Genomic DNA, 17,319 nt, shown 5'->3' on the forward strand with positions numbered 1-17,319 from the left:
CGGACAGCACGAGCTTCAGCTTCCATGCGAGGTTGTACGCGTCCTGGATGGAAGTGTTGGAACCCAGTCCGTTGGACGGCGGGTGCCGGTGGACGGCGTCGCCGGCACAGAACACACGCCCGTTATGGTACTTCTCGGCGTAGAGATGGTTGACCGTCCACGCGGACGAGGACTTGATGGTGACCGGGATCGAGTCGTCGCCGATCAAGTGGTGGGCGATCCTCCGAGCGTAGTCCTCAGTGAGGTTCGGCGGCTCGCGGTCGATGTCGTAGCCCCAGACAACCAGCCACTCGTGCCAAGGGCGGACGCACCGGACCAGTCCCATGCCGATACCGCCCACGTCGGCGCCGGTCTGCAACACCCAGTACAAGGTGCTCGGCCGGTGGGCGACGTAGCGGGTCAGGTCGGCTTCAAAGACGATATTGACGCTGCCCGCGACACCCATCCTGCCGACCATCGGCAGGCCGATGTCTTCCGCCACCTTGCTGCGGCCGCCGTCGGCGCCGATCAGGTACTGCGCCCTGATCTGGTACGTGTCGCCGCGCAGCCGATCCCGCACCGTCGCGGTGACGCCGTCCTCATCCTGGGCCAGGGACAGATATTCAGTGTGGTAACGCAGGCTCGTGCCGCGCGAAATGGCGGCGTTCGCGAGCACCGGCTCCAACAGGTGCTGCGGCATGTCGCACATGGAGGTCGGCGAAGCCAGATCGTGATCGGCTTGCCGGGACGGATGTGTGTACCAGGTGTGCAGACGGCCCAGTTCCTCCCCGGCCAGGCTGGTGCAGAAGGGGGTCTGTCCCATCAGGTTCTGCGGGGTGGCCTGGGCAACGACCACGTCTTCAATGTCCGCGTCGCGCAGCACCTCCATGGCACGCTGATTGGTGATGTGCGCCCGTGGCGTATCCGCCAGCCGGCCGTACTTCGTGACCATGATGTTCGGCACCGCGTAGGTGCTGAGCATCATGGCCGCCGTACTCCCGGCCGGTCCACTGCCAACGATGAGGACATCGGTCTCGACCACTTCGGTCATGGGTGCTCCTTGAGCATGCTGAGGCAGCCGCCAGCATCATCACGCGGGCGGGTTGAGCGCGGGCAGGTTCAGACGGAGGCGATGCGGAAGGTGTAGGTCAGCAGCCGCCAGTCGGTGACCGCGCGGCCGTCCGGCGGCGTTCCGGTGCCGGCGGCGAAGTCGACCACGAGCTCGTCCTTGACGCCGAACACCGTGTCCGAATCGAGGTACGCCCCACCTGCGACGAATAGTTGGGTGACCAGCCGTCGGTGCCCTAGGGCATCGATCATGAAATGCAGGTGGGGCGCGCGGTACTGGTGCCGCGCGGTCGCTGCGAGCATCTGCCCGACCGGCCCGTCATCGGGGATCGGGTACTCCGACGGCAAGATCGACCAGAAGGAGACCCGGCCTTCGACGTCGCTGAGGAAGCGGGCGCGCAGCACCGGTCCGGCCTGCTCAGGGAGCTGCACGTCGTAAAATCCGTCGTCGTTTGACTGCCAGACGTCAACCACCGCGCCGACCACCGCTTTGCCGTCCGCGTCCACGACGGAAACGTCGGTCCACAGCGGCGTCCCGGGCAGCCCGCGCGCGATGTTCGCCCCCAGGTGCTCAACCGGTGGACCGGCCACGTAGAACGGCCCGAGTACCGCTGACGGTGTGGTATCCGGGGTCCGCGAGTTGCTCAGCAGGTCGACGATGCTGGAGACGCCGAGCGTGTCGGACAGCAGCACGAACTCCTGCCTGACGTCGCTGCACAGCTGCCCAGTGCGGGTCAGGAAGTCGATGCCGTACTGCCACTCCTCCTGCGACAGGTCGTTGTCGCTGACGTACGCGTGCAGGCTCCGGACCAGTTCGGTGACCAGCCGACGTACCCGGGGATCCGGCGCCTGGTTGAAGGAGGCCACCACCTGCTCGGTCAGCCACCCGAAGTCCGGAACCGTCGCGGGGCCGACCGGCCGGCCGCCGTCGAACGCGGCCTGCAGCAGGGTCTGTACGTTTTCGAAAGTGACCTCGCGCGGATTGGGGTATTGCTTGCTCGTCGCGAGCCTGGACGCGGCCGGCACGTCTTCGCCGGCCAGGCCGACATCGCGCAACGACGTAGGCCCGCCCAGCGAGACGATCAGGTCGTACATGCCCGTCGGCGCGTCCCGCACTCCCAGCGCATTGGCCACCCGACGCATCGCCTCCGGCGCCGCAGCGGCGTTGAATGCCATCGCGTACGGCAACACTACGGTGTGCACCTGGGCGTGCGGCAGACCGAACGACCCGCCCAGCGTGTGGCACAGCTTGTGATGCAACCCCATGCCGGCCACGCCGAGGCAGATCCCCGCCAGCCAGGCGCCGACCAGCGCATCGGACCGTGCATCCGCATCGGACGGATCATTGACGATTCGGGGCAGCGCGCGGGCCAGGCGCATGATCGCCTGCGCCGCGAGCTCGTCCGTCACCGGATTGGCATCAGGGGAGTACAGCGCCTCCACCGCGTGCGCCATCGCGTTGACGCCGCTGGTGACCGACACCGGCACCGGCAACCCGAGCGTCAGATCAACGTCGTACAGGACCGTCTCCGGCAGGATCCCCGGCGCTGAACGGGTCGTCTTGACATCCCCGTCGGTCTCGCCGAGGACCGGCGTGACCTCCGAACCCGCATAGGTGCTGGGTACCGCGATGTGCGGCAGCCCGGTGCGAACTGACAGCGCTTTGCCGAGGCCCGTCGCCGAGCCACCGCCGATGGAGACCAGGCAGTCCACCTCTCGGGCACGCACCACGTCGAGTGCCTGCTCGGTCACTGCGACTGGCGTGTGCATCGCCACCCTGTCGAACCGTGCGATCAGTGCCGTACCTAGCGCCGCCGCGGCCCGGTCGACGACGTCACCCATCGCGGGGTCGTACACCACCATGACCCGCGACCCGCCAAGTCTGCTGACCTCGGCGGGCAACTGGCCCATCGTTCCGGAACCGAACAGAACCCTCGCGCGATTGGCGGCGTAAACAAAGGACGTCATCGCACTAGCCCCCTCCTGGCCACTGATACGGACTGAGTATCGGCCCAGTTACGAGGAAGTTTCCTGCATGATCGTGCTGTCCCCGCTACACGAACTACGCGCCGCCGCCGTCGCGCCGGATAGCCGCAGGCGTCGTCCCCAGGTGCCGACGCATCATCCGGGTCAGGTGCTCCTGATGCGAGAATCCGCATCGGGTGGCCACCGACGCGATCGGCAGCGACTCTTTGCGCAGCAAACGGCAGGCGGTGTCCACGCGCAGCCGCAGCAGGTACTGGTGCGGGGCCAGCCCGACTCGCGCCTTGAACTGCCGACAGAACTGGCTGACGCTCAGCCCCACCGCCGCGGCCATGACCGCCAAGGGGACCGGCTCTGCCAGCCGCTCCTCCAACAGTTCCCTCACCCGTGCCAGCTGCCGGTCACTCAGCCCGTTGTGCCGCAGCGGTTCCGCGTATTCGGCATCGCCGCGGCGGTCGCTGTGCCGCAGTACCAGTTGCCCGGCGAGCAGACTACTCAGCTGGTCCACGTAGGTGCGGGCGGAGGGCTCCCAGCGCCGCACCACCGCGTCTAACGTCAGGACCAGCTGCTCGAGCAACGGATCCACGACGCCCAGTTCCTCGACGAGCGCCACCGCGGGACCGTCGTGGGCGTCCTGGAGGATCTCGTCACTGAGGTAGACGTGCACCGTGTCCAGTTCCCCTCCCAGTTCCACGGTGAGATCCTTGCCCGCCGGGTGCACGAAGAAGCCGCCCGGCGGCACGGTCCGCGACGAGGTCAGGTTCAGCTGTCCGCGACATACCCGGACCGGACCGTTGAGGTGCAGGATCAGCAGGTGGCTCCGGGCACCGCTGAACGTCGCACAATACGGCTGTTCCCGCTGGGTCGACATGTACAGACCCGGCCACCCAAGTCCTTCGCTGGTCCGTTCCGGCCGTATCCACGGCTGGCGGAGAATACCGTTGGTGTCAAGCAGCGAAAGCTCGCCCGCTGACGCGTGAGGCCCGAGGGCTTCCGGCGCCGCTTCGGCGGGCTCGATCGACTTCGAGCGACGGTCCTGGCCGGTCATACCCTCGCCTCCTGGCTCCCTCAGCAGCGGTTCCGGCGTCCAGACTGTCTGCTCGAGGTGGTACAGGCAAGGGCGAGAGTCAGCCGTATGCCCTCGCCGTGCACCATCACGTCGTCGACTGACTCAACCTCGGTCCCGACCGAGCGGGCAGCCTGACCTCGGCCGGACTGCCCGCTCTCAGGCGACCTGCGGGTCGACCGGCTGGACCGGCTCCTGACTGCCGCGGCCGGGCCGGGCGATGATCGCGGCGGCCGCCACCGCGACGAGCCCGGCGATCACCAAGGCTTTGTTGAGCCAGGGGGAGTCCATCCAGATGGGGCCGATGTTGGGGTTGTCCGCCAGCGAGCGAGCCGGGCTGGATGCCAGTGCGCGGTGCACGAACTCGTTCAGGCCATAACTCTCCTGGTTCGGGAGATACTGGATCAGATACTTATAGATCGAGCCGGCGGGGAGAAGCAACAGCGCCAGCCCGGACCCGGCCGTGACCGCACTCGTCCGGCGCCGGCGGGCACCGGCGATCCGATAGGTCAGCGCCGCTGCGGCCAACCAGCCGGCCAGCAGCCCGAGCACCATCCCGCCGAGGACGAACGGTACGTACGTGGGCGGCCTCAGCGACCAACCGTCGATTTCGACCAGGCGGTCGTCGCTGTAGTACGCGATCACAGTCAGATGGACGCCGGACTTCTCGGCGTAGAAGGCGGCACTGCGGAAGTGGATCCCGTCAGTGCCGCCCGAGACGTCGACCGAGGTTGTCTTCCACCCGGCGGCGGTCAGCCGATCGCGGGCTCGGCCGGCCGCCTCGGTGGCGTCGACCCCGGGGTTGAGGCTGCCCAGGGTGGTCGACCAAAACCGTTCCTGGTGGGCCGGGTTGGCCTCCAGCGTGGCGTCGGAGCCGATCGCCTGGCTCGCGACCGGACCCGGGGCCGCCACTTTCGGATAGGTCCACATGCCGGCCCATGACCCGGCCGCCGCCCCGATGGCACCGCCGACCAGCAACGCCAGTACGGCAGCGACCACCGCCAGCGGCCGCCCGGGTGGCAACCGGAAGCGTTCGCGCAGGCCGTCGAGCACCAGATGCCAGCGATCAGCCCGGGTAGGGCCGGTCGGGCCGGCGGCCTCGGCCATCGTCGTGATCAACTCGGCCCCGTGCCGGCGGCGCAACCGGGCCGGATACGCCGCCAGCAACACGCTGGAGCTGTCGCTGGCCTTCATGCCGCACCGCCCGCGAGGCCGGGCCGGCTGCGCAACTGCGTCTCGGCAGCTGTCGCGTGCCGGTGGAGGCGCTCGGCCTGGGCGCCGAGGGCGGCTGCACCGCTGTCGCTGAGCCGGTAATAGCGGCGCAACCGGCCGTCGACGGCTTCCTCTCGGTCAACGGCGATGAGCCCCTGGTCGGCGAGCCGGTCCAGCGCGCCGTATAGAGTGCCGGGCCGCAGCTTCACCTCGCTGTCAGAGAGGGCTTCGACGGACTGGATGATCCCGTAACCGTGCAGCGGCTGGGCCGCAAGCGCGGTCAGGATGAGAAACGTGGGCTCCTGCATGACATGACAGTAAAGGTAACGTTATATAACGTCAACCATACTATCCAGGTCGATCGAACCGGCCGAGCAGAGAACCGGATCAGTACGGCAGCACGGCGCCGGTGTAGTTCTCAGCGAGCCCTGCCGCTGCGGTGGGTGAGGACGTGACGTAGGCCAACTGGGTGGTCTGCATCTGGCGCAGGAACCCGGCGTCCGGGTCGGCGGCGGGCGGCGCGTGCGGCATGCTCGTCATCCACCAGGAGAAGTGGGTGGCCTGCCAGACCCGACGGAGTGCGTCGTCGGAGTAGCCGTCGATCAGGTCGTCGCGGCCGTCCTGGATGGCGCGGACCAGCGCGGTGCCGAGCTTGTTGACGTCGGCGATGGCGAGGTTGAGGCCTTTGGCGCCGGTCGGCGGCACGATGTGCGACGCGTCGCCGGCCAGGAACAGCCGCCCCCAGCGCATGGGAGCGCTGACGAAGCTGCGCATCGGGGTGACCGACTTCTCCAGCGTCGGGCCGGATTTGAGGGCCCACCCGTCGAGGGCGAAGCGGGTCGACAGCGCTTCCCAGACCCGGCCGTCCAGCCAGTTGGTGACGTCGTCGTCCGGCGCCACCTGCGGATAGAGCCGGCTGACCGCGGCCGAGCGCATGCTGTGCAGGGCGAAGCCGTCGGGGTGCCAGGCGTAGATGAGCTCGTCGGTGGAGGGCGGGACGTCGGCGAGGATGCCGAGCCGGGAGAACGGGTACGCCCGTTGCGCCACCGTGCGTACGGACTCGGGGATCGTCGTGCGGCTCACCCCGTGGAGGCCGTCGCAGCCGGCGACGTAGTCGCAGTCGATACGTCGCGGATGGCCGTCGGCGTCGCGGAACGTGATCATGGGACGGTCGGTGTCGGCGTCTTCGATGCGGGTCTGGCTCACCCCGGCGCCGATGCCCGCCACGGCCGCGATCAGGTATCCGGCGGCCAGCCGGGCCAGGCTGGGCAGCACGTCGGTGGCGAACCGGTCGCCGATCCACACCTCGGCGAAGGCGGCCAGGATCTGCCGCAGCGGCGGCAGATAGAAGTTGGTGCTCGCATCGGAGGTCCACCACCAGGCGAGCACCAGCAGGACCGGCAGCGTCATCGTGGCGGCCAGTCGCCGCAAGAGGCCGATCATGGGAGCGCCTCCCCGCGCATCGAGGGGTGCCAGGACAGCAGGCGGCGTTCCGCCCAGCGCGCCAGTGTGTTGATCAGAATGCCGACCAGTCCCGTGACCATGACCAGGGCGTACAGGGTGGGGATGGCCGCACCGGACTGGGCGAGGGCGATCTGCTGGCCGAGGCCGGGGGCGCCGATCACCAACTCGCCGGTCACCGCGAGCACCAGGGCCACCGTCGAGGCCAGGCGCAGGCCCGTCAGCACGTACGGCAGGGCGGTCGGCCAGACGACGTAGCGGATGCGGCCCCAGCGGCTGAACCGGTACGACCGGGCGGTGTCATCGGCTACCGGGTCGACGTCCTGGACACCGTAGAGAACCTGGATGAGCACCTGCCGGAACGCCGCGTACACGATGAGCAGCAGCTGACCACGTACGTCGGGCCGGGCCGGGGCGAAACACCCCGGCCCGGCCCCCACCGGTCACGTGCCGGACACCTGCACCAACTGCCACTGCTGGTCGAGTGAGCCGTTGCCGGCCCACTGCACCACGTTGGCTCCGTTCGTGGTCGAGCCGCCCGACACACCCAGGTAGAGGCTGCTGTTCACATTCTGGATCGTGTAATACGGGCCGTTGACCGCGAAGGCCCATTGCTGATCGGTCGCACCGGTGTTGGTCCACTGCACCGCTTGCGCACCCTGGCTGGTCGATCCCTGGTGGACGCCGACGACCTTCGCGCTGGCGGCGTTGGTGATGACCGCGTTGCCGGTGGTGTTCCGCGAGATGTTCCAACGCTGGTCGGTGCTGCTTGTGTCGGTCCATTGCACGATCGAGGCTCCGTTGGCGGTGCTCGCCCCGCTGACCCCGGCGGCCTTGCCCGAGTTGCGGTTGACCATCTTGAAGCCGGCGCCGGCGGTCGTGCCGAAGTCGATGACGGTTTGCCACTGCTGGGCGTGGGCGTCGGTGGCCGCCTGGAGGTCGACCGCCCCGCCCGCGGTTGCCGCCGTCGCGTAGAGCGACGTGTTCGCCGTGGACTGCAGCTTGTAGTAGCCGTCCGAGGTCTGGACCAGATTCCACAGCTTGTCCGAGCCGCTGTCGTCGACCCACTGGGTCAACTGCGCGCCCGAATTCGCGTTGCCCTGCCAGATGCCGACCGCACGGCCGCCGCCCTTGTTGAGCAGCGTCACGGACGTTCCCTTGCGGGCGAGGTGCCACCACTGCGCGGCATTCGCATCGTTCCGCGTCTGCGTGATGATGTCAGGGACATTGCCGGTGAAGACAGCGTCCTGTGTCTTGCCGCTCTGTGGGCTGAGCACCTGCCCGGTTGCCCGGTTCACGAGGGCGTAGTAGACGCCGTCGGAATTGCCGAGGTCCACCTGCCCGGAGGTGACCGGTCCGGTTCCCCACGGGGCCCGGATGATCGTCATGCGCTTGGTGCCGCTCACGTATTGCAAATTGCGGCTGTAGCCGGACGGCATGGAAGTCTTGTATTCCTTCCACGTCCCGGTGCTGCTGCCGCTCGAGTTGACCCAGACGTCGCCGCTGCCGGCCGCGTTGTAGACCAGGCTGCCGTCCGGCCGGGCGACGACGACCGGGCTGCCGCCTCGGGCGAGGGTTCCCGAGCCCGATGACACGGGCAGGGCCGTGATGCCCGCGCCGGCGGCGCCGCCGGTGGCATAGAACTCCAAGGGGTTGCTGGCGATCTTGTAGCGCACGTCCTCGCCGCCGCCCCAGTACTCGTAGGTGAGCAGCCACTTGCCGTCGCTGGTGGGCACGATGTTGGTCATGCCGGGCCGCCCGCCGCCGATCTCGGTCTTGCCGCCGCCCATGGCGGTGGTGGTGCCGGCGACGTCCATGACGGGGCTGCTCCACGAGCCCGACCCGTTCCAGGTCTTGTGCACCAGTATCTGTCCGCCCGAGTCCGTGGCCGTCGTGTTGTCCGGGTCGATCGTCACGGCGCCGGTGGACGAGTTGTAGCCCAGGTAGTCGTTCTCGTCGGAGTAGTAGCAGACGAGTTGCCCCTGATACATCATCAGGTACGGCTCCCAGACCGGGTCGTTCGCCTGGTTCGGGCCCGTCGCGATGGTGCTGATGACGCTCCAGGTCGCTCCCTGGTCGGTGCTCGCGTAGAGGACGATCGCGACGTTCTGCCGGTTGCCACTGCCGCTCGGAGCGGTGTCCGCGCCCGACACCACATCGGCCAGCAGGAGCGTGCCTGCGGCGAGGCCGCCGAACGCCTGCGGCAGCACGTAGAAGTAGGGGTTGGTCCAGTTGCTGGTGTACGCCGCATAGGCCGGATCGCTCGTGAGCTGGGCCGGCGCCTTGAGGTCGGTGAGCTTCTGCCAGGTGTCGCCGTCGTCGTCGCTCTTGTAGATCGGCATGGTCTGGCCGACCACCGGGCCCTCGCTGTCCTCGAAGGCCATCACCAGTCGGCCGCTCGGAAGTTGCGCCGACTTCGGGTAGAGGATGCACGGGCTCTTGTTGCAGCTCGACGGGTTCTGCGCGGTGTAGACCGTTTGCTGGGTCGGCTGATAGGCCGAGGCACTCGAGGCCGTGGTGAGCGCGACGCCCGCCGCCAGCCCCAGGCTCGCGGCGCACGCGATGACCGTGCGCCCTATTCTTCGCATCATTTCGGCTCTCCTTCTTTCCCTTACCCGAAGCCGGTCTATGAACGCCCTTTTACTAAGGCACCATTCCGTCGCTGAGGTGCTCGGCAGAAGAAGGCCGGGCCATTCAAAGGACATCGCCTACGGCAATTTCCCGAAGATTAGGGGTAATACCCGGAACCAACAAGGCGCGGTAACCGATATGTTACGAAACTATTTCGAGAAGACGCCTTGGTGAATCCCGGCGGTCAGGCCTCGGTCACAGCTGACCACTGCGGCCCGTCCGGAAAATGGAACGCGGTCAGGGCTTCGGCGTGGATCTGGGCGCTCATCCCGGGCGCGGTGGGCGCCAGGTAGCGACCGCCTTTGATGCGGACGGGGTCGGTGAAGTGTTCGTGGAGATGGTCGACGTACTCGATGGCTCGCCCGTCGAGGCTGCCGCTGACCGCGACGAAGTCGAACATCGCCAGGTGCTGCACCAGCTCGCACAGCCCGACGCCGCCGGCGTGTGGGCACACCGGCACGCTGAACTTCGCGGCCAGGAGCAGGATCGCGATGTTCTCGTTGACACCGCCGACCCGGCAGGCGTCGATTTGCACCACGTCGACGGCGCCGGCCTGGAGCAGCTGCTTGAACATGACGGCGTTGTGCACGTGCTCGCCGGTGGCCACCTTGATCGGGGCCAGGGCGCGGCGGACCGCGGCGTGGCCGAGGATGTCGTCCGGCGAGGTGGGCTCCTCGATCCAGTACGGGTTGAAGTCGGCCAGTTCGCCCATCCAGCCGATCGCATCGGGTACGCCCCAGACCTGGTTGGCGTCGACCGCGATGCGGGTGTTCGGCCCGACGGCGGCCCTGGCGATGGCCATCCGGCGTACGTCGTCGGCGAGGTTCGCACCGACCTTGAGCTTGATCAGGTCGTAGCCGTCGGCGACGGCCTCCTTGCACAGCCGGGCGAGTTTCTCGTCGTCGTAGCCGAGCCAGCCGGGTGTCGTGGTGTAGGCGGGATAGCCGTCGGCGAGCAGCCGCTGTTCGCGCTCGGCGCGGCCCGCGGACGCGGTGCGGAGCAGGTCGAGGGCTTCGTCCTGGGTGAGAGCGTCGCGCAGGTAGCGGAAGTCGACCTGGGCGACGAGTTGCTCCGGGGTGAAGTCGGCCAGAAGCTTCCACAGTGGCTTGCCGGCCCGCCGGGCGGCGAGGTCCCACACTGCGTTGACGATGCCGCCCGCGGCCATGTGCACGACGCCCTTCTCCGGGCCGAGCCAGCGGATCTGGCTGTCGCCGACGAGCCGCCGCGCCAGGGCACCCGGGTCGCGGAGCAACTCCTCGACCGGCTGCCCGACCACCATCGACGCGAGGGACCGCACGGCGGCGACCTCGATCTCGGTGCCACGTCCGACAGTGAAGACGAGCCCATGCCCTTCGGCGTCCGTGCTGGTGCGCAGCATGACGTAGGCGGCGGAGTAGTCGGGGAACGGGTTCATGGCGTCGGAGCCGTCGCGGTGGCGGGACGTGGGGAACCGTACGTCGATGGTCTCCACGGACGAGATATGTTCGGTCACTGGCTACTCCTCAGGGAAAGGTCAGCGTGATGGCGTCGGCGCTCAGCTCGACCGTGCGCGCGCCGCCCGCGCCGGCCAGGTGTGGTGGCGGCACGACGGTGACCGTCGCGTCCGGGCGGGCGGCCTGCGCGCCGGGGACGAGCCGGCACGTCATCGCCGCCGTCTCTGTGGTCCAGGTCAGTTCGTCGATGGCGACGCCGCCTCGGGCGCGTAGGCCGGTGATCCGTCCGGCCGGCCAGGCGGGCGGCAGTGCGGGAAGCACCCGCAGCTCGCCAGGCGTGGACTGCAGCAGCATCTCGGCGACGAGATGGGGCAGGCCGCCGGCGGCGTCGACGTTGAAGATGGCGCCCTCGTCGTGGGTCGGTACGAGGTTGGGCGCCCAGTGGTCGCGGGCCAGCCAGGTGACGCATTCGCCGGCGGTGTCGGCGTCGCCGAGGTGGGCGGCGGCCAGGCCGAGTTGGACGATGCCGAACGCCATCTGTTGCGGGCCGGTCTGGGCGCGGCGCCAGGCGAGCTTCTGCGCGATGGTGACCGCGGCCGCAGCACGTTCCGCTGGGCCGAACGCCGGGTCGGTCTCGTACCACAGCGGGTACAGGTGTGAGGCGTGCCGATGGCCGGGTTCCTCCCGGAATTCCGGGTCGAGCCACTCGGCGAGGCTGCCGTCGGCGGCGACCCGGTACGGCGGCAGCGTGCTGCCGAACACGGCCCATTCCTGGGCGAGGGCGTGCTCGCCGAGCAACTCGGCGAAGCGGCGGCCGATCCGCACGGCGTCGCGGATCATCGCGATCTCGCTGGTGGCGTCGGCGGACAGCGGTGTCGTGGCATCCGCGGGTGTGTTCTCCGGTGAGAAGCACGGCACGGCGTGCCGGACGCCGGCCGCGTCGACGATCAGCGCCGAGGTGTAGAAGCGCAGCACCTGCACGGCGAGCGGCCAGCCGGTGTGCTCGACGAACGAGCGGTCGCCGGTGACGGTGAAGTAGTCGTAGGCCAGGCGCAGCATCCAGCCGCCGTTGCCGATCCAGAACTGGTGCGGGTAGTCGTGCCCGAAGTGGTTGGCGTGGCCGTGGGTTGTCATGCGGGCGGGCAGCAGGTGGCCGTCGGCGCCGTAGAGGGACTGGGCGTTGTGCCGGAAGTGCTCGCCGAACCGATCCAGCAGCCGGAACACGCTGGTGAGCAGCTCCGGTGTGCCGGTGGAGGCGAGGGCGGCGACGGCGGTCTGCAGGTTGCCGTTCATGGTGTAGTCCGAGGACCAGGGCGCGGTCCAGCTGCCCTGCCAGAGGCCCTGCAGGTTCGGCGGCAGCGTGCCGGTGGCGGAGATGATGACGTGCCGTCCGGCGGTGTAGGCGTGTTCGACGAGCCCGAGCAGCGCCGCGGGATCGCCGGCCCGCGCCTCGGCGAACTGCGTTTCCACATCCCCGGCGGTCCGCGCGCCGCCCAGCTCCAGCCGGCTGCGTCCGGTGAGTGTGCCGTGCGCGGCGCGCTGTTCGCGGACGAGCGCATCCCAGATCGTGCTGTCCAAAGGCTCGACCGTGCCCGGCTCGTCCTGGTCGACCGTGACGGTGAGCGTCGCGTACAGGGCCAGGCCGGGCGTGACATCGACATCCACCTGCGCCGGTCGCAGCGTCGCCGGCTGAGGGACGTGCAGGCGGGTGTGCGCGACCCGGGCATCGGCGCGTCCGGTCGGCCGGACGGACAGGGTGAGCGCGTCGCCGTCGACGCCGGCTCGCGCCGAGACGTGTGCGCTCGAGTCGATCCCGGCGAACGCGTCGATCGGCGCACCGCGCTCCTGGGTCGCGTACAGGCTGAGGGTGCAGGTCAGCTCCGCGGTGGAGGTGATCCGCAGGGCGATGACGTCGCGCCCGCGCAGCGGCAGCACGGTGAACTCGATGACCACGTCGGCAGCCCGCCACGACACCGACACTTCCCCGGTGTCGAAGCGTCCGGTGCGCCGGTAGTCCGTGGGCACACCGTCCACGTGGGGCACCACGGCGACGGACGCGGCCGGGACGAACGGGTCGGTCCAGATCAGGTCGGTCATCCCGCACGCCCGCGCGCGCTCGTCGACCAGCGCGGCGGCGTCGGCCGCGGCGTTGTCGAGCAGCAACCGCCGCACCTCGGGCAGCACCGACGCCAGGTCGGGTGCCGGCCGCGGGTCCATCACTGAGAAGAAAAACTCCTCGTGGGTGAGGTCGACGACGTGGCATGCCGGCGTGCCGTGCAGGACGGCGCCGACGGTTCCGGTGCCGGCGACCAGGCCCTGATCCCAATGCCGCGCCATCGTGGTGCTCACGAAGGAGTCGGCTGTGCGCCCTTTCACTGGGCAATCCGGTGGGCTGCGGATTGCACGCGGTCGTGGCCGACGAAGCGGACCTGGCCGGTCAGGTCGACGTCGGCGCCGGAGCCGGGGTCGGCGGCGGATTGCGCGACGGTCAGCACGATGCGCCCGGGTTCGACGCGCCGTCGCTGGTCGCGGCCGGTGAAGGCGGTCAGGTCTGCGTGTACGTCGAACTCGACGGTCACTGCGGAGCCCGGCGCAACGTCGACGCGGGCGAAGCCGATGAGCCTGCGCACCGGACGGGCGACCGAGGCGACCGGGTCGGACAGGTACAGCTGCGGTACGGCGGTGCCCGGCCGGGTGCCGGTGTTGCCGATCGTCGCGCGCAGCCGGATCAGCCCATCGACGGGCATCGCCGAGGTATCGGCGTGGACGTCGTCGATGGTGAACGTGGTGTAGGACTGACCGTGGCCGAACGGGAACGCCGGCGTGGGGTCGATGTTGCTGATGCCGTCGCTTTTGAGCGCGAGCGGCGGAGCGAGGTAGGTGCCGGGCTGCGGCGCGGCGGCGCCGGGGATCTGCACGGGTAGCCGGCCGGACGGGTTGACCCGGCCGCTGAGCACCGCGGCGATCGCGGCGCCGCCCTCCTCGCCGGGCAGGAACGCCTGGACGGTGGCCGCGGCGCGGGCGGCATGCGCACCGATGGCGTACGGGCGGCCGGAGACGACGACGAGCACCACCCGGTTGCCGGCGTCGAGCACCGCCCGGGCCAGGTCGTCCTGCACGCCTGGCAGGTCCAGGGTCGTGACGTCGCAGCCTTCGCCGGAGGTGCCGTGGCCGAACAGTCCGGACCGGTCCCCGACGAGCAGGACGGTCACGTCTGCCGCGGCCGCGGCGGCCACCGCGGCCGGAATGCCGCTGGGGTCGCGGTCGAGCACGTCGCAGCCCGGTACGTAGCTGATCGCCGCCGCCGGCCACTCGTCGCGCAGCGCGTCGAGGATGGTCGGGGCGTTGATGCCGAGGCCGATGCCGGGGTGGTTCACGACGACGTGGTTGGGGAACGAGTAGCAGCCGAACAGGCAGCCGGCATCGTCGGCGACCGGCCCGATGACGGCGACGCTCGACGGTGCCGGCAGCGGCAGGAGGCCTGCGCTGTTGTCGAGCAGGACCACGGACTCCTCGGCGAGGCGGCGGGCGATGCCGCGGTTGCGCGGCGAGTCGAGGTCGACCGGCGCGGCGTATTGCTGGGGATGCCAGTCGGGGTCGAGCAGGCCGAGTTCGGCCTTCTGGGTGAGCACCCGCAGGGCCGCCTGATCGATCGTCGCGGCGCCGACGGCGCCGCGGCGCACCTGGTTGAGCAGCAGATCGCCGTAGGCGAGGGTGTGCGGCAGTTCGACGTCGAGACCCGCTTCGAGCGCCATGACGGCGGCGTCGGCCAGGTCGGCGGCGACGTGGTGGGTGGAGGCCAGGAACGCTATCGCCCAGTAGTCGGACACGACGGTGCCGGCGAAGCCCCAGGTGTCGCGCAGCAGGCCGGTCAGCAGGCTCGCGTCGGCGGCCGGGGGCACGCCGTCGATGTCGGCGTAGGAGTTCATCACGGAACGGGCGCCGCCGGCGAGGATCGCCTTCTCGAAGGGCGGGAGGATGACGTCGACGAACTCGCGCGGGCCGAGGACGGCCGGAGCGTGGTTGCGGGCGCCGCGGGAGGCGGAGTAGCCGGCGAAGTGCTTCAGCGTCGCGATGACTCCGGACGACTGCAGGCCGCGCACGTAGCCGACACCGAGCTCGGAGACGAGGTACGGGTCCTCGCCCATCGTCTCCTCGACCCGGCCCCACCGGTAGTCACGCACGACGTCGAGGACCGGTGAGAGGCCCTGGTGCACGCCGAGCGCGGCCATGTCAGCGCCGATCGCGGCGGCCATCTGCTCGACCAGTTCCGGGTTCCAGGTCGCGCCCCACGCCAGCGCGGTCGGGTAGACGGTCGCCTGCCAGGCGGTGAATCCGGTCAGGCACTCGTCGTGGGCGATCGCCGGGATGCCGAAGCGGTTCGCTGCCACGACGGCGTGCTGCAGCCGCGCGAGCCGCTCGCGCCCTTCGTCGGGGTCGATCGGTGCGGTGCCGAACGGGCGGGTGAGGTGGCCCAGCCCGCCGGAGATCTCCTCGTCGAACGGCAGCGCGCCGCGGAAGCTGTCCTGCATCGGCGCCACGTTGCGCCCGGCGTCCTCCTCGCCCGGCCACGAGCTGCCGAGCTGGGCGATCTTCTCCTCGAGCGTCATCGCGTCGAGCAGCGCGCGGGCGCGCACGGCCGGGGCGAGCGAGGTGTCGTGCCAACGCCCCGTGACACGCGGCTGCTGTTCGATCGTCATGTGCGGGATCCGTTCGTGGAAGGGTTTACTTGCCGCCGGCGCCGGCTAGGCCGCGCAGCAGGGACTTGCGGGCCAGCAGGTAGATCGCGAGGATCGGCAGGGCCGAGACGAGCACCGCGGCGAAGACCTCCGGCGGGTTGACCTGGTACTGACCGATGAAGTCGTACACGCCGAGCGTGATGACCTTCGTGTCCGCCGACTGGGTGAGGATCAGCGGGAACAGGAAGCCGTTCCAGGCGCCGAGCGCGGTGAAGACGGCGACCGTGGAGATGCTGCCGCGGGCGAGCGGGATAACGAGCCGGACGAGGATGCGGCCCGGCCCGGCGCCGTCCATCGCCATCGACTCGAACAGCTCCTTGTTGATGTCGCGCATCCCGCCGACCAGCACCAGGACGCTCACCGGCAGCGAGAACGCCGCGGTGGGCAGGATGACCGCCCAGTAGGTGTCGTAGAGGCTGAGCTGATTGATCAGCAGAAACACCGGGATGATCACGGCCTGGGAGGGGATCGCCAGGCCGAGCAGGAACAGCCGGAACACCCCGGTGGACCAGAGCCCGCGGCCGCGGACGACCGCATAGCCCACCGGTACGGACAGCGCGAGCACGATGATGACGGTGGCGGCGGCCACGATCGTCGTGTTGAGGATGTACCGCGGCACGTCTCCGGCCAGGACGGTGCGGAAGTTGTCGAACGTCAGCGAACTCGGGATGGCGAGGGGTCCGCTGTCGACATACTGCTCTTTGGGCCGCACTGCGGTGGCGAGCATCGCGTAGAGCGGTGTGCCGATGATGAGGAGCCAGCAGACGGCGGCCGCGCCGGCGAGGTAGTTCGGTCGGCGCTTCACAGCCCCTCCAGGGTGCTCTGCATCTTGTCGTAGCCGGTGACCCGGACCAGCAGCAGCGAAATGCCGGTCGAGAGCGCGAGCAGGACCACCGCGATGGCGCTTGCGTAGCCCATGTCGTAGCTGCTGAAGCCCTCCTGGTACATGCGGAACGGCAGGGTCGCCGTGTCGGTGCCGGGCCCGCCGTTGGTGAGCACGAGGACGATGTCGAACGCGGTCAGCCCGCCGACGACCATGAGGGTCGAGGAGGTGATGATGGTGTTGCGCAGCTGCGGGAGGGTGATCGACCGGAACTGGCGGAACCGGCCGGCGCCGTCGATCTCGGCGGCTTGGTAGAGGGTGAGCGGGATCGCCCGCGCCGACGCTTGAAACAGCAGCGTGTGGAACGGGATGAACTGCCAGCTGGTGACCGCCACGAGGCAGACGATCGCGCCGTTTCTGGTGCCGACGAAGTTGCCGTCGCCGCCGAAGAGCCAGGGCAGAGTGGCCGGTACGCCGAAGTTCGGGTCGAGCAGCTGACGCCACATGACGGCGGTCGCGGCCGTGGACAGCAGCAGCGGGACGAAGAAGATCGCCGACAGCGCGGCCCGGTTGCGCTGCGGGCCGGCCGACCAGACGCCGAGCAGGATCGCGAGCGGGGCCTGGACGACGATGTTGCCGATCAGCAGGACGAAGGTCACCACGGTCGCGTGCGCGATCGCGGGGTCGTGCACGAGCCGCGACCAGTTCGCGCCGCCGTTGAGCCGCGGCGTGCCCAGCCCGTCCCAGTCCGTGAAGGACAGGTAGGCCACCGCGGCCATCGGCACGACGGCGAAGAGAAGAAAGAACAGGAGACCGGGCAAGGCCCAGGTCGCACCGGGCCGGCCCGTCGCCGAGCTGGTCCGGTGCGCCGTGCGCCCCCGGGCGAGCTTGTCGGTGCTCGCCAGAGCTGCCATGGGATACGCC

Annotated in this window: 13 protein-coding genes; all 13 read right to left on the reverse strand. The window is 69.6% G+C overall.

Features of this window, described 5'->3' with window-relative positions:
* Nucleotides 1–1,030 (reverse strand): FAD-dependent monooxygenase (locus DMB66_RS50965; protein ID WP_199753125.1); only part of this gene is annotated, 1,030 nt, incomplete at its 3' end.
* Between the two features lie 68 nt (nt 1,031–1,098).
* Nucleotides 1,099–3,015, reverse strand: coding sequence for a maleylacetate reductase and hydroxyquinol 1,2-dioxygenase domain-containing protein (locus tag DMB66_RS50970; RefSeq protein ID WP_125811320.1), 1,917 nt, complete (start codon nt 3,013–3,015; stop codon nt 1,099–1,101).
* Between the two features lie 94 nt (nt 3,016–3,109).
* Nucleotides 3,110–4,078 carry a helix-turn-helix domain-containing protein gene (locus DMB66_RS50975; RefSeq protein WP_125811321.1) on the reverse strand — a complete coding sequence of 323 codons (969 nt, stop codon included), beginning with the start codon at nt 4,076–4,078 and terminating at the stop codon, nt 3,110–3,112.
* 177 nt (nt 4,079–4,255) lie between these two features.
* Nucleotides 4,256–5,290 carry a hypothetical protein gene (locus DMB66_RS50980; protein WP_125811322.1) on the reverse strand — a complete coding sequence of 345 codons (1,035 nt, stop codon included), beginning with the start codon at nt 5,288–5,290 and terminating at the stop codon, nt 4,256–4,258.
* Entirely contained in the window at nt 5,287–5,616 is a 330-nt protein-coding gene (locus tag DMB66_RS50985) for a PadR family transcriptional regulator (RefSeq protein ID WP_125811323.1), read from the reverse strand. The genes DMB66_RS50980 and DMB66_RS50985 overlap by 4 nt, the downstream gene beginning before the upstream one ends.
* 79 nt (nt 5,617–5,695) lie before the next feature.
* Nucleotides 5,696–6,751: a 4-hydroxybenzoate 3-monooxygenase gene (locus tag DMB66_RS50990; protein ID WP_125811324.1), complete on the reverse strand. Its 1,056-nt coding sequence runs from the start codon at nt 6,749–6,751 to the stop codon at nt 5,696–5,698.
* A complete protein-coding gene (locus DMB66_RS50995; protein ID WP_125811325.1) occupies nt 6,748–7,209 on the reverse strand; it encodes an ABC transporter permease in 462 nt (153 codons plus the stop codon). Before DMB66_RS50995 ends, DMB66_RS50990 begins: the two co-directional genes overlap by 4 nt.
* 3 nt (nt 7,210–7,212) lie before the next feature.
* Nucleotides 7,213–9,360 carry an RICIN domain-containing protein gene (locus tag DMB66_RS51000; protein WP_125811326.1) on the reverse strand — a complete coding sequence of 716 codons (2,148 nt, stop codon included), beginning with the start codon at nt 9,358–9,360 and terminating at the stop codon, nt 7,213–7,215.
* A gap of 224 nt (nt 9,361–9,584) precedes the next feature.
* Nucleotides 9,585–10,892 carry an enolase C-terminal domain-like protein gene (locus DMB66_RS51005; RefSeq protein ID WP_125811327.1) on the reverse strand — a complete coding sequence of 436 codons (1,308 nt, stop codon included), beginning with the start codon at nt 10,890–10,892 and terminating at the stop codon, nt 9,585–9,587.
* Between the two features lie 10 nt (nt 10,893–10,902).
* Nucleotides 10,903–13,209, reverse strand: a complete 2,307-nt coding sequence (locus tag DMB66_RS51010; protein ID WP_125811328.1) for a glycoside hydrolase N-terminal domain-containing protein — start codon at nt 13,207–13,209, stop codon at nt 10,903–10,905.
* Nucleotides 13,206–15,533: a beta-glucosidase gene (locus tag DMB66_RS51015; protein WP_125811329.1), complete on the reverse strand. Its 2,328-nt coding sequence runs from the start codon at nt 15,531–15,533 to the stop codon at nt 13,206–13,208. Before DMB66_RS51015 ends, DMB66_RS51010 begins: the two co-directional genes overlap by 4 nt.
* 25 nt (nt 15,534–15,558) lie before the next feature.
* Nucleotides 15,559–16,377, reverse strand: coding sequence for a carbohydrate ABC transporter permease (locus DMB66_RS51020; protein ID WP_125811330.1), 819 nt, complete (start codon nt 16,375–16,377; stop codon nt 15,559–15,561).
* Nucleotides 16,374–17,309, reverse strand: coding sequence for a carbohydrate ABC transporter permease (locus DMB66_RS51025; protein WP_125811331.1), 936 nt, complete (start codon nt 17,307–17,309; stop codon nt 16,374–16,376). Before DMB66_RS51025 ends, DMB66_RS51020 begins: the two co-directional genes overlap by 4 nt.
* Between the last annotated feature and the right edge of the window lie 10 nt (nt 17,310–17,319).

The sequence above is a fragment of the Actinoplanes sp. ATCC 53533 genome, assembly GCF_003947245.1.

Excerpts from the sequence above, each read along its gene's own strand:
- DMB66_RS50970 (WP_125811320.1), bottom strand. The coding sequence starts at position 3,015 with ATGACGTCCTTTGTTTACGCCGCCAATCGCGCGAGGGTTCTGTTCGGT.
- DMB66_RS50975 (WP_125811321.1), bottom strand. The coding sequence starts at position 4,078 with ATGACCGGCCAGGACCGTCGCTCGAAGTCGATCGAGCCCGCCGAAGCG.
- DMB66_RS50980 (WP_125811322.1), bottom strand. The coding sequence starts at position 5,290 with ATGAAGGCCAGCGACAGCTCCAGCGTGTTGCTGGCGGCGTATCCGGCC.
- DMB66_RS50985 (WP_125811323.1), bottom strand. The coding sequence starts at position 5,616 with ATGCAGGAGCCCACGTTTCTCATCCTGACCGCGCTTGCGGCCCAGCCG.
- DMB66_RS50990 (WP_125811324.1), bottom strand. The coding sequence starts at position 6,751 with ATGATCGGCCTCTTGCGGCGACTGGCCGCCACGATGACGCTGCCGGTC.
- DMB66_RS51000 (WP_125811326.1), bottom strand. The coding sequence starts at position 9,360 with ATGATGCGAAGAATAGGGCGCACGGTCATCGCGTGCGCCGCGAGCCTG.
- DMB66_RS51015 (WP_125811329.1), bottom strand. The coding sequence starts at position 15,533 with ATGACGATCGAACAGCAGCCGCGTGTCACGGGGCGTTGGCACGACACC.
- DMB66_RS51025 (WP_125811331.1), bottom strand. The coding sequence starts at position 17,309 with ATGGCAGCTCTGGCGAGCACCGACAAGCTCGCCCGGGGGCGCACGGCG.